The sequence below is a fragment of the Microbacterium sp. genome (assembly GCF_047607225.1).
Lineage (GTDB): Bacteria > Actinomycetota > Actinomycetes > Actinomycetales > Microbacteriaceae > Microbacterium.
In genome coordinates, this window is record NZ_JASGDO010000064.1 from 18,039 (window position 1) to 30,437 (window position 12,399).

Genomic DNA, 12,399 nt, shown 5'->3' on the forward strand with positions numbered 1-12,399 from the left:
CGGCCTACGACAGCGGGATGCGGGCCGCGGCCTGGCACGAGGCGGCGCCGACGGCTTCACCCCCACCGCAGCGGGCGAAGGTGCGGAACTGCTCCTCGATCTGTGCACGGCGTGCCGGATCCAGCTCCGCCCACTCGAGCGGCTGGTTCACCCGTCCGTTCTTGGTGTCGGTGATCGAGAACCGGCTGATCGTTCCTCGATCAGCGCCACTGACGCGCTGGACGTAGAGCTCGCCACCGGCGCGCAGCGCGAAGAAGCCGTCCTGCACCATCGTGCCCGGCTCCGAGTCGGGCCCCGCCGCGGTCGGGTCGGCGACCTTGGTGTGGACGGAGTAGGCCCACTGACGCCAGCTCTCGGGCTGCTCCCCCCGGATCAAGGGCAGGAGGTCGAGTCCGTCGTGGTCGTCGATCTGCGCCGACTCGCCGGTGAGGCTCGGCTGCATCGCCGCGAAGGTCGGGAGCAGGTCGACGGTCTGCGTCAGTTCCGTGCGCACCTGGCCTCGGGCGGCGTCCGCGCCGGCCACCACGAGGGGAACGCGGAGATCCGTCTCGTACGGAGAGCCTTTGCCGATGCGGAACGCCCCCGAGCCGTCTTCGCCGAGCCCGAGGTCGACCCCCTGTCCGAGATGGAACCCGTTGTCGGCGGTGAAGACGAGGTAGGTCGACCCCCACAGCCCCGCGCGCGTGAGCTCCCGACGGGTCTTGCCGATGAGCTCGTCCAGCGATTGCGCCATCCGCACGCGGTCCCTCAGGTACTGCTGCAGTTCGCACGCGTCGTCTTTTCCAGTCGGCTTGGCGAAGGGGATCTCGACACGGTCCCGTGCCGTAGGACAGTTCATTCCCTCGTTGCCCGGAAGGGACTCGATCCGGATCGAGTAGCAGTCGCGACGGGCGCCGCTGGCGAGCACACCGCAGTCTCCGTTCGTGTACTGCCCTTGCGGGTTCTCCTTGGTCTTCGGGAGGTCGCGGGCCGCCGGCACGAAGCTGCGCACCTTCGCATTCGTCAGATTGCCGGCATGCGTGGTGAACGTCGACAACGTCGCGTGGAAGGCGCGGTCGTTCTTGGCGGCCCAGGGAATGAAGGCCGCCACACGGTTGATCGTCTCATCGGTCGCGTACGTCTTGTTCTTCTTCGCCGGCTGGCCCGGCGTGCCAATGGCGAAGCTGTTGCCGCCGTATGCTCCGCTGCTGTACGGACGCCACATCGACCACCCGGGAGGCCTTCGCACCGTGTCCCCCACGCCGAAGTCGTTGTTGTAGCCGTTGAGGTACTTGCCTTCCATCAACGTGTAGTACCCGCGCTTCTGCGCCTCCACCGCATAGGTGTACTGCTCGTTGTCGCGCACGGCGCCCGAGTGCGAGACCCCGTGCAGGAAGGCCTCGATGCCGCCCATCGTGCCGCCGTTGCGCAACACCCCCGTGTTGTGCGGGAAGCGACCCGTGAGGATCGAGGCCCGCGACGGGCAGCACAACGAGTTGGTGACGTAGTGATTGTCGAACGAGACTCCGTCGGCCATGAGCTTCTTCAACTCGGTCATGTACGGAACCAGGTCCCACGAGAAGTCGTCCGCCATGATCATCACGACGTTCCGCGGTTGTGTCTCCACGGCATCGGCGGTCGGCGACGCCACGATTCCTCCGCCGGCCACCGCCAATCCCGCGGCAGCGATCGCGAGTGCCCGTAGCCCCCATCGACGGAGACGCCCGACCGACCCGCTCAGCGAGCGTCTCGGCTCGCTCTTCCCCATTCCCCGTCGTCCGGGCACGCCTGTGGACATGGTCATCCTCCCCAGGATCGGGGGACGCGATGAACGGCGCGAACGGTGCCCCCCGACCCGTCTCGCGCGGCCAGAAAGCTAGCACGCAGGGGGACGGCGCCGAGGGGGTCTGCGTCAGTCGACGAGGTCGTGGCGCACGATGACCGCATCTCGCGCCGGCCCCACGCCGATCACCGAGATGCGCGTGCCGCTCATCTCCTCCAGCGCCAGCACATAGTCCTGGGCCTCGAGCGGAAGATCGGCGAAGGACCGGGCCGTGGAGATGTCCTGCTTCCAGCCCGGGAAGTACTCCAGGATCGGGGTCGCGTGGTGGAAGTCGCTCTGGTTGACCGGCACCTCGTCGAACCGCTCGCCGTCGACGTCGTAGGCGACACAGACCGGTATCTGGTCGAGACCGGTGAGAATGTCGAGCTTGGTGAGGACGAGGTCGGTGATGCCGTTGATCCGGGTCGCGTAGCGCGTGATCGGGGCGTCGTACCAGCCGACGCGACGCGGACGGCCGGTGGTCGTGCCGAACTCGAAACCGCGCGTGCGGAGCCAGTCGCCCTGCTCGTCGAAGAGCTCGGTGGGGAACGGGCCGGATCCGACGCGGGTCGTGTACGCCTTCACGATGCCGACGATCCGGTCGAGGCGGTTCGGCCCCACGCCCGAACCGGTCGCCGCCCCTCCGGCGGTCGCGGACGAGGAGGTCACGAACGGGTAGGTGCCGTGGTCGACGTCGAGCATGGTCGCCTGTCCGCCCTCGAACACCACGACATCACCGGCGTCCAGCGCGTCGTTCAGGAGGAGCGCCGTGTCGCACACCATGGGACGGAGGCGGTCGGCGTACGACAGCAGGTCTTCCACGACCTCGTCGACGGAGATGGCACGCCGGTTGAAGACTTTCACGAGCAGGTGGTTCTTCTGGTCGAGGGCCCCCTCGACCTTCTGCCGCAGGATGTTCTCGTCGAAGAGGTCCTGGATGCGGATGCCCACCCGGTTGATCTTGTCGGCATAGCTGGGGCCGATGCCGCGCCCCGTCGTGCCGATCATGCGCTTGCCGAGGAAGCGCTCGGTCACCTTGTCGAGCGTGCGGTGGTACTGCGTGATCACGTGCGCATTGGCGCTGACCTTGAGGCGGGAGATGTCGACGCCGCGCGCCGACAGGGCCGAGAGCTCCGCGAAGAGCACTTCGAGATCGACGACCACTCCGTTGCCGATCACGGCGTTGACCCCTTCGGAGAGGATCCCGGAGGGAAGCAGGTGCAACGCATACTTCTCGTCGCCGATGACGACGGTGTGACCGGCGTTGTTGCCGCCGTTGAACTTGACGACCCAGTCGGTGCGCTCACCGAGGAGATCGGTGGCCTTTCCCTTGCCCTCGTCCCCCCACTGGACTCCGACGATGACGATGCCTGGCATGGGTGCTCCCCCGTGAACGGACGGTGAGTCCCCATTCTACCGAGAGGCCGCTCGTCTCTGGTCGGCGCAGGTCGCCGGGTGTATGGTCAGACCATGGGACGCTCGGACGGCGCAGACGACCTCGACACCCTCGCGCCGGAGCAGTGGCCGGCCTATCTGACGGAAAGCTCGGGCCTTCCGGGACCCCGCGCCAACCTGCCGCTCGCGATCGCCGCAGCGCAGCGCGCATCGGAGGGGGCGATCGCCGCGCTCCTGGCCGACGGCGGCGAGTTCGCCGTGATGTGCGCCGCCGCCGCGCAAGCGCGCCGCTCCGCCGACCCGACGCGTGAACGGGCGTCGCGCACCCTGGCGGCCGACGACCGCTGGCGGGTGCGGGAGGGCGTCGCGCTCGGCCTGCAGCTGCGCGCCGACGAGGATCCCGCGGCCGTCGCTGCGCTCGTGCGCGACTGGGTGGACGACCCCGACCCGCTCGTGCAGCGCGCGGCGATCGCGACGATCTGCGAGCCGCGACTGCTCCGGACGCCCGAGATGGCCGCCGCGGCCCTGGATGCGTGCCGCCGGGCGACCGATCACCTCGCCGCACTGCCCGCAGACCGCCGCACGGCACCGTCCGTGCGCACGTTGCGCCAGGCCCTCGGGTACTGCTGGAGCGTCGCGGTCGCCGCCGACCCGGCTCTGGGAATCCCCGCGTTCCACGCCCTCGACTCCGCCGACGCCGACGTCGCATGGATCGTGAAGGAGAACCTGCGCAAGAAGCGCCTCGCCTCGCTGCTGTAACGGCGGCCCGGCCGCCACTATGGTGACGGCATGACGGCGTCCCGTACCCCCGCGCGTGTGTGGCCGTTCGTCCGCGCCGCAACCGCCGTGCTCGCGATCGTGGCGATCGTGGCCCAGCTCGAACGATCGGTACGCAACGCGCAGGAGAGCACCACCGACTGGGGTTCTGCCGTCGGCACCGTCGTGACGAACTTCTTGAGCTTCTTCACCATCCAGTCGAACCTCGCGGCGGCGATCGTGATGGCTGTGGCCGCCGTGTGGGCCTGGACGTCAGGGCGCCGGGAGAGCGTCGAGCCCCGGTGGCTCGCGACGCTCCTCGTGTGCGTCACGACCTACATGATCGTCACGGGCGTGGTCTACAACCTGCTGCTGCGAGGGATCGCACTGCCGCAAGGGGTGACCGTGCCGTGGTCGAACGAGGTGCTCCACGTCGTCGTTCCGGGCCTGCTGCTGATCGACCTGCTGTTCGCTCCGAAGCGGCGAGCGCTGCCGTGGTCCACGGCGGCGATCGCCCTCGGCTATCCCCTGGTCTGGGTCGTCTACACGATGGTGCGCGGACCCCTGGTGATCTCGCCGTCCACCGGCAACCCGTGGTGGTATCCCTATCCGTTCCTGGACCCGAACCGACCCGGAGGCGTGACGAGCGTCGCGCTCTACGTAGTGGTGATCGCGATCGGCATCGCGGCCAGCGCCGCCGGGGTGGTCGGCGTGGGGCGACTGCGCGCACGGCGCTGACGGCGCCACGTCAGCGGAGCGGCTCCCTGCAGCGGGCGTCGGCTGCGCAGATTGCGGCTCGTCATGCCGCGGAAGCGAGCGGGACCGGCACTCTAGACTTGACGGCATGTCGAAGGTCCTTCAGTCCCTGCCCGTCGGCGAGCGCGTCGGCATCGCCTTCTCGGGGGGCCTTGACACCTCCGTCGCCGTCGCGTGGATGCGCGACAAGGGCGCCGTCCCCTATACCTACACCGGCGACCTCGGGCAGTACGACGAAGACGACATCGCCTCGATCCCGGGCCGTGCACTGCAGTACGGCGCGGAGGCCTCGCGGCTCATCGACTGCAAGCCCCTGCTCGTGGAGGAGGGGCTCGTCGCCCTCTCCTGCGGCGCCTTCCACATCCGTTCCGCGGGTCGCACGTACTTCAACACGACGCCCATCGGCCGCGCGGTCACCGGCACGCTGCTCGTGCGCGCCATGAAGGAGGACGGCGTCGACATCTGGGGCGACGGATCCACCTACAAGGGCAACGACATCGAGCGCTTCTACCGCTACGGCCTGCTGGCCAACCCGGCCCTGCGCATCTACAAGCCGTGGCTCGACGCCGACTTCGTCACCGAGCTGGGCGGACGCACCGAGATGAGCGAATGGCTGGTCGCCCACGACTTCCCGTACCGCGACTCCGTGGAGAAGGCCTACTCGACCGACGCCAACATCTGGGGCGCGACGCACGAGGCCAAGACGCTGGAGCACCTCGACGTCTCGCTCGAAGTGGTCGAGCCGATCATGGGCGTGCGGTTCTGGGACCCGTCGGTGGAGATCGCGACGGAAGACGTCTCCGTGACGTTCGAGGCCGGTCGCCCCGTGGCGATCAACGGTGTGGAGTACACCGACGCGGTGGCGCTCGTGCAGGAGGCGAACGCGATCGGCGGCCGCCACGGCCTCGGGATGAGCGACCAGATCGAGAACCGCATCATCGAGGCGAAGTCGCGCGGCATCTACGAGGCACCCGGCATGGCGCTGCTGTTCATCGCCTACGAGCGCCTGGTCAACGGCATCCTCAACGAGGACACCCTGGCGACCTACCACGAGCAGGGCCGCCGCCTCGGTCGGCTCATGTACGAGGGACGATGGCTGGAGCCGCAGTCGTTCATGCTGCGGGAATCGATCCAGCGCTGGGTCGGATCGGCGATCAGCGGAACGGTCACCCTTCGCCTCCGGCGCGGCGAGGACTACACGATCCTCGACACCGTCTCGCCGAACCTCTCCTACGCACCCGAGAAGCTGTCGATGGAACGGGTGGGCGATGCCGCCTTCGGTCCCATCGATCGCATCGGGCAGTTGACGATGCGCAACCTCGACATCGCCGACTCGCGCTCCCGGCTCGAGCAGTACGCCGGACTCGGGCTCATCGGCGGTGCGACGGCCGACCTGGTGGGCGAGCTGGCAACCGGCGGGGCCGCGGGGATCACGGGGCACGCGCAGCCGTTCGACTCCGCACGCGAGGAGCTCGCGGAGGCGTTGGACGAAGCGTCCGAGTCCGCCTCGTTCGACTTCGGCGCCGACTGACCCCCGACCTTCCCCCGCTCCATCCCGGCCCGCTCAGGAGGCGGCACGTGAGGGCGCCCGGCTGAGAGTTCACCCTGATAAGTTGCACAGGGTTGTGCAGGTTCGTACACTGATGCAGTGACCACGACCGCGCCGGCGCGTCGTCCGAGAAGGGATGCCGCGGCGAACCGCGAAGGCATCCTCTCGGCGGCGGCCACCACCCTCGCCCACGATCCGCACGCCTCGATCGACACGATCGCCCGCGCCGCCGGACTCAGCCGCCGCGCACTCTACGGGCACTTCGACGACCGCGACGCGCTGCTCCGAGAGATGCTGCTCGCCGGAGCCCGGCGATTCAACGCCCTCGCCGAGGGGATCGAGACCGACGACGATCCTCCCCTCGCCCTGGCGCGTCTGACGCATCGCCTCTGGAGCGAGGCCGCGCACGTGCAGGTCGCCGCTGCCATCGCCCTCGACGACGGCCACCTCGAGGACACCGCCACGGCGCTCGCCCCCCTCCGGCGCCGCGTGGCCGCGATCGTGCACCGGGGGCAGGAGACCGACACGCTCCGCACCGACGTTCCCGCCCCCACCCTGTCGCGCCTCATCGAAGAGACCGCCCGGACGATGGTCACGCGCGTCGATGCGGCTTCTCCGCAGGCACGGCCGCTCGCCGTGCGGGCGGTGCTGTCGATCGCCGGCCTGTCGTGGCGCGACGGCGATGCCCTGGTGACGCGACTGGAGGAGGAATCGCCGTGCTGATCGAGCTGACCGACGTGTCGAAGGGTCGGCGCGGCATCGCCCTTCCCGCCACGACCCTCACGTACCGTTCCGGGCGCGCCACCCTCGCGATGGCCGAGACCGAGCAGCGTCCGACGGTGCTCGGACTCATCGCGGCGGGACGGATGAAGCCCGACAGCGGCAGCGTCCTCGTCGACGGAGCGCGCCGCTCGCGCGACCTCCGCCGGCGCAGCGCGCTGATCGACGCCCCCGATGTGAGCGAACCGGCGCCCAACATCATCGTGGCCGGCGTCGTGGGCGAGGAGCTCATGTTCGCGGGGCGCCTCTCGGATCCGCTCTCGGCGCGCCGCTGGCTCGACGATCACGGCCTGCGCCACCTGTCGCGCACCCCGTTCGCCGACGTCGCCCCGCGTGATCGGCTGCGGATCCTCCTCGAGCTCGCGGCCCTGCGGCCCGGAGTGGAGGCGCTCGTGCTCGTATCGCCCGATCGCCATGGCGGCGACCCCCGCGACTGGTGGCTGCTGGCGGAGGAGGAGTTCGCCGCGCGCGGGTTCGCCGTGCTGGTGATCGCGGGACAGGCCGCCGCCCGCGTCATCTCCGACAGCCCCTCGCTCCCGCAACCGCGTCGCCGCGCCCCGCGCGTGCGCCCGGCCAGTCCCGCGCTCCGGCGCCGAAAGGACGGCATCCGATGAAGATCCCCGCCATGATCGCGGCCGAGTTCCGCCGTCTGACCTCGACCCGCATGTCGGTCATCGCCCTCGTCGCGCTCCTGCTCGTACCCGTGCTCTACGGAGGCCTCTACCTCTGGGCGAACCAGGATCCGTACGCCAAGCTCACGGACGTGCCCGTCGGGCTGGTCAATCTCGACGAAGGGGCCGCGGCGTCAGGTGACCAGCCGGCCGCCGCCTACGGGTCCGACGTGACGGCTCAGCTCCTGGACGGAGGCGCGTTCGACTGGAAGGTGCTGAGCGCCGACGCCGCGTCCCAGGCTCTGCGCGACGGCCTGGTCGACTTCACCGTGACCCTTCCGGCCGACTTCTCCGATGCGCTCACGAGCGCGTCGGGCGAGGATCCCCACCAAGCGACGATCGCTCTGGCGACCAACGACGCCAACAACTACCTCGCCTCGACGATCGGCACCCAGGCGGTGGAGAAGATCCGCCGGACGGTCGCCGAGTCCGTGGCGAAAGAGGCCTCGGGCCGTCTGCTGGACGGGATCGCCGACATTCGCGTGAAGCTCGTCTCGGCCGCCGATGGCGCAGCACGCCTGGTCGATGGCGCCGGAAGCGCCCTGAAGGGCGCGACGACGCTGAACGACGGCGCGCACAAGCTCTCCCTGGGAGCCTCGGACCTCGCGGATGGCGCCGGGAAGCTCGCCGACGGCGCCGGCACGCTCGCTTCGGGAACGGCTTCCGTCGCCGACGGGGCGACGAAGGTGGCGGACGGGGCTTCGCAGGTGGCAGACGGCACAGCGACTCTCGCGGGTTACGCCGATCGCGCCGGAGACGCCGCGGCGCGGGCCGTCGCGCTGCTGCCCGAGGCGCGCGCCGATCTCCGTGAGGCGCTGGAGCGGCAGGGGCTGTCACCGGCGGAGATCTCGGCCGTGCTCTCGCGACTCGATCCGCTTGCCGACGCGGTGCGGCGGGGTGGTGACCGCGTCGCCGATGCCGTGGCTCAGGTCGACCGGTTGGCGTCGGGAGCCGCCCAGGTCTCCGCGGGCGCCGACCAGGTCGCCGACGGTGCACGACGCACTGCGACGGGCGCCGCGCGGCTGTCGAGCGCATCGACGACGCTCGCGACGGGAGCCGACTCCGCCGCCGCGGGGGCCGCGCGCCTCGACGACGGATCCGCGAAGCTCCGCGACGGGCTCGCTTCACTCCGGAGCGGCGCGCAGGAACTGCGCGACGGACTGGACAAGGGCGTCGCGGCGATCCCCGACTCGTCGGAGTCGCTCCGCTCGGCACAGGCACGCACGATCGCCGATCCGGTCGCGATCGACACCGGCAGTGTCGCCCGCGCGGGGGACTACGGGGCGGGACTCGCGCCCTTCTTCGCCGCGCTGGCTGCCTGGATCGGCATCTACGCCCTGTTCCTCATCGTCAAGCCGATCTCCCGCCGCGCCGTGACGGCCCTGCGATCCCCCGTGCGCGTGACGCTCGCCGGCTGGCTCACCCCCGCCCTCCTCGGCGGCGTCGGGATGATCGCGCTGTTCGGGGTGCTCTCGCTGGCGCTCGGATTCGGCTTCGCCCATCCACTCGGCACGCTGGGCATCCTCATCCTGGCCTCGTTCACCTACGCCGCGATCATCCTGACCCTGAACGTATGGCTGGGATCGGTGGGACAGTTCGTGGGGCTCGTCCTCATGGTGCTGCAGCTGGTGACGGCCGGCGGCACCTTCCCCTGGCAGACGCTGCCGGCTCCGCTGGCCGCCCTGCACCACGTGCTCCCGATGGGTTACGTCGTCGACGCCATGCGGCAACTGATGTACGGCGGTTCCGCGGCTCGGGTGTGGGCCGACGTCGGGATTCTCCTGATCTGGATGCTCGGCGCCTTGGCGGTGGCTGCCCTCGGGGTGACCCGCATGACCCACCGCCGCACCCTGCGGGATCTCCAGCCCAGCATCATCGGCTGAGGACGGCGACGGCGACGGCGCCGTCGGAGGGCCGGGTACGATGCCAGGAATGGTCGCGCACCTGGGGCACGTGACCGTCGCCGCTCACCCGAGGCGGCAGAAGCCAACGCCCCGGAGGAGTACCCGACGACGATGTCCCTTCCCTCAGATACCGCTGCGCCCAGCGAGCCCGCAGTCATCGACCCCTCCCGCCCGAAGCGTTCGATCCGACGGCGGATCGGCATCATCGCGTTCTCGACGGTCGCCGCGCTCACCTCCCTCGCCCTCATCGCCGCCGGAGTCGTGCTGTGGAACGTGCAGCGCTCGTTCCCGCAGCGTGACGGCGTCATCTCGCTGGCCGGCCTCAATCGGGAGGTGTCGGTGCTGCGCGATGACCTGGGCATCCCGACGGTCGTGGCCGAGAACAGCCACGACCTGTTCTTCGCGCAGGGATACGTGCACGCGCAGGATCGCTTCTGGGAGATGGACTTCCGCCGTCATGTGACCGCGGGCCGGCTCTCGGAGCTGTTCGGGGAGTCGCAGCTGGGCACCGATCGTTTCCTCCGCACGCTCGGCTGGCACGAGATCGCCGCGCAGGAGGTGGAGGCGCTCGACGACGCCACGCGCGCCTACTACGAGGCCTACGCCGAAGGGGTCAACGCCTACCTCGCCGATCACCGGGGCAGCGCCGCGTCGCTGGAGTATGCCGTGCTCGCCCTCCAGAACGGCGCGTACGAGATCGAGCCGTGGACGCCGGTGGACTCGGTCGCCTGGCTCAAGGCGATGGCCTGGGACCTGCGCACGAACATCGAAGACGAGACCGCGCGGGCCGTGCTGGCCCAGAGCATGGACTCCGATCAGATCGCCGAGCTCTACCCCGACTACCCCTTCGACACGAATCCCGTGATCGTTCCCACGATCGTCCCTCCCGACGATGCGGACGACGCCGACGCCGCGACCGCCGGCGCCCGGATCTCCTGGACCGAGGTCGGTGACGTGTTCGAGGCGGTCGGCGCGCTGCTCGGCGATGCCGGAGAGGGGATCGGGTCGAACTCGTGGGTCGTCTCGGGCGCGCTCACCGAGGGCGGCTCGCCCCTCCTCTCGAACGACCCCCACCTCGGGGCGTCGCTCCCGAGCGTGTGGCACCAGATCGGCCTCCGCTGCGAGACGGTGTCGGAGGAGTGCCCGTTCGACGTCAGCGGCTTCAGCTTCTCGGGCATGCCCGGGGTCATCATCGGCCACAACGCCGACGTCGCATGGGGGTTCACCAACCTCACCACCGACGTGACCGACCTGTATCTCGAGAAGATCCAGGGCGACTCGTACTGGCGCGACGGCGAGCTGGTTCCGCTCGACGTGCGCACCGAGACGCTGCGTGTCGCCGGTGGGAGCCCCGTGGAGCTGGAGATCCGCTCCACGGTTCACGGTCCAATCGTCTCGGGGCTCACCGACGACTTCACCGCGATCGCCGCCGAGCCGCGCACCGGGGAGACCGGCGCCATCACCGCACCCGACGACGAGCCCGGGAACGAGCCCGACGGTGAGTACGCGGTGTCGTTCCAGTGGACGGCGCTGCAGCCCGGGACGACGGCCCAGGCGCTCTTCGCTCTGAACACGGCGCGCGACATCCCGCAGTTCCGCGCGGCCGCGGCGCTGTTCGACGTCCCTGCGCAGAACCTCATCTACGCGGACGTGGCGGGCAACATCGGGTATCAGACCCCCGGCCGCCTGCCGATCCGCGGCAAGGGCGACGGGTCGATGCCGCAGCCGGGGTGGGACTCCGATTACGACTGGCAGGGCTTCATCCCCTTCGAGGAGCTGCCGATGGCCTTCAATCCGGAGTCGGGCTACATCGTGACCGCGAACAACGCGATCATCGGGCCCGACTATCCGCATGAACTGACGCGGGATTGGGACTACGGCTGGCGGGCGGCCCGGATCCAGCACCTCATCGAGCGCACCGCCGCGGCGGGCAAGCTCACGGCCGACGACATGACCGCCATCCAGGCCGACGCCGAGTTCTGGATGGGCAAGCGTCTCGCCGTCGCGTACACTGACGTGCCCGTCGCGGACGACGCCACTCGCGAGGCGATCGGCCTCCTCCAGCAATGGGACGCACAGAACGCCGCCGACAGCCCGGCAGCCGCCTACGCCAACGTCCTGTGGGACGAGCTGGTGCAGAACCTGTTCGCGCGCCGGGCGACTCCCGCGCCGCTTTCCGGCCACGATCGGCTCTTCCTCGTGGTGGACCGGCTGCTGGATGACCCGGGATCGTCGTGGTGGACGAACGACCAGATCGGTGTGAGCGGACGCGAGGAGATGCTCGCGCGTTCGGCCGCCGATGCGTACACGCGCCTCGTGGACCTCCAGGGCGACAACTCGTCGCGATGGAACTGGGGAGACCTTCACGCGATCACCCTCACCAACGGGTCGTTCGGTGAGAGCGGCATCGCCCCGATCGAAGCGCTGTTCAACCGGGGCCCCTTCCCCGTCTCCGGCGGCTCGTCGATCGTCGACGCCACCGGCTGGGTGCTCGGGGCCGGGTTCGAGACGGTCACCGTTCCGTCGATGCGGATGACGGTGGATCTGTCCGACTTCGACAGCTCACGCTGGAACCATCTCACCGGCGCGAGCGGTCACGCCTTCCACCCCAACTACACGGATCAGTTCGCGACGTGGCAGAAGGGCGAACAGACCCCGTGGACGTTCTCGCCCGAGGCCGTGGCGCGGGAGGCTACGCACACCCTCCGGCTCATCCCCTGACCGGGCGGCACCGGGCGGCAACGGCGGGCGGCGGTCAGCGCCGGCGGCGGACCGCGCCGGTCACCC

At 70.0% G+C, this 12,399-nt stretch carries 9 protein-coding genes; 7 read left to right on the plus strand and 2 right to left on the minus strand.

The window, feature by feature from the left end; all coding sequences use genetic code 11:
- Positions 1-4: 4 nt before the first annotated feature.
- Together QM591_RS13095 and QM591_RS13100 are read right to left on the minus strand one after the other, a co-directional pair.
- Complete coding sequence (locus QM591_RS13095; protein ID WP_415132833.1) at positions 5-1,783, minus strand: sulfatase-like hydrolase/transferase; 1,779 nt, start codon at positions 1,781-1,783, stop codon at positions 5-7.
- Between the two features lie 108 nt (positions 1,784-1,891).
- A complete protein-coding gene (locus QM591_RS13100) occupies positions 1,892-3,178 on the minus strand; it encodes an adenylosuccinate synthase (protein WP_415132834.1) in 1,287 nt (428 codons plus the stop codon).
- 93 nt (positions 3,179-3,271) lie between these two features.
- Here QM591_RS13100 and QM591_RS13105 point away from each other — a divergent pair, with 93 nt between their 5' ends.
- The 7 genes from QM591_RS13105 to QM591_RS13135 all read left to right on the plus strand — a co-directional run bounded on the left by QM591_RS13105 (position 3,272) and on the right by QM591_RS13135 (position 12,333).
- Positions 3,272-3,955, plus strand: coding sequence for a HEAT repeat domain-containing protein (locus QM591_RS13105; RefSeq protein WP_415132835.1), 684 nt, complete (start codon positions 3,272-3,274; stop codon positions 3,953-3,955).
- A 30-nt stretch (positions 3,956-3,985) separates the two neighbouring features.
- Positions 3,986-4,690, plus strand: coding sequence for a Pr6Pr family membrane protein (locus QM591_RS13110; protein WP_415132836.1), 705 nt, complete (start codon positions 3,986-3,988; stop codon positions 4,688-4,690).
- Between the two features lie 106 nt (positions 4,691-4,796).
- Positions 4,797-6,239: an argininosuccinate synthase gene (gene argG, locus QM591_RS13115; protein ID WP_415132837.1), complete on the plus strand. Its 1,443-nt coding sequence runs from the start codon at positions 4,797-4,799 to the stop codon at positions 6,237-6,239.
- Between the two features lie 117 nt (positions 6,240-6,356).
- Entirely contained in the window at positions 6,357-6,980 is a 624-nt protein-coding gene (locus tag QM591_RS13120; protein ID WP_415132838.1) for a TetR/AcrR family transcriptional regulator, read from the plus strand.
- Positions 6,974-7,651, plus strand: a complete 678-nt coding sequence (locus tag QM591_RS13125) for a hypothetical protein (protein WP_415132839.1) — start codon at positions 6,974-6,976, stop codon at positions 7,649-7,651. Before QM591_RS13120 ends, QM591_RS13125 begins: the two co-directional genes overlap by 7 nt.
- Positions 7,648-9,591, plus strand: a complete 1,944-nt coding sequence (locus tag QM591_RS13130) for a YhgE/Pip family protein (protein WP_415132840.1) — start codon at positions 7,648-7,650, stop codon at positions 9,589-9,591. The genes QM591_RS13125 and QM591_RS13130 overlap by 4 nt, the downstream gene beginning before the upstream one ends.
- A 132-nt stretch (positions 9,592-9,723) precedes the next feature.
- Positions 9,724-12,333: a penicillin acylase family protein gene (locus QM591_RS13135; protein WP_415132841.1), complete on the plus strand. Its 2,610-nt coding sequence runs from the start codon at positions 9,724-9,726 to the stop codon at positions 12,331-12,333.
- Positions 12,334-12,399: the final 66 nt, after the last annotated feature.

What these genes read in the sequence shown, in the direction of transcription:
- QM591_RS13135 (WP_415132841.1), top strand. Translation starts at nt 9,724, where the DNA reads ATGTCCCTTCCCTCAGATACCGCTGCGCCCAGCGAGCCCGCAGTCATC.
- QM591_RS13110 (WP_415132836.1), top strand. Translation starts at nt 3,986, where the DNA reads ATGACGGCGTCCCGTACCCCCGCGCGTGTGTGGCCGTTCGTCCGCGCC.
- QM591_RS13105 (WP_415132835.1), top strand. Translation starts at nt 3,272, where the DNA reads ATGGGACGCTCGGACGGCGCAGACGACCTCGACACCCTCGCGCCGGAG.
- argG (WP_415132837.1), top strand. Translation starts at nt 4,797, where the DNA reads ATGTCGAAGGTCCTTCAGTCCCTGCCCGTCGGCGAGCGCGTCGGCATC.
- QM591_RS13095 (WP_415132833.1), bottom strand. Translation starts at nt 1,783, where the DNA reads ATGACCATGTCCACAGGCGTGCCCGGACGACGGGGAATGGGGAAGAGC.
- QM591_RS13130 (WP_415132840.1), top strand. Translation starts at nt 7,648, where the DNA reads ATGAAGATCCCCGCCATGATCGCGGCCGAGTTCCGCCGTCTGACCTCG.
- QM591_RS13100 (WP_415132834.1), bottom strand. Translation starts at nt 3,178, where the DNA reads ATGCCAGGCATCGTCATCGTCGGAGTCCAGTGGGGGGACGAGGGCAAG.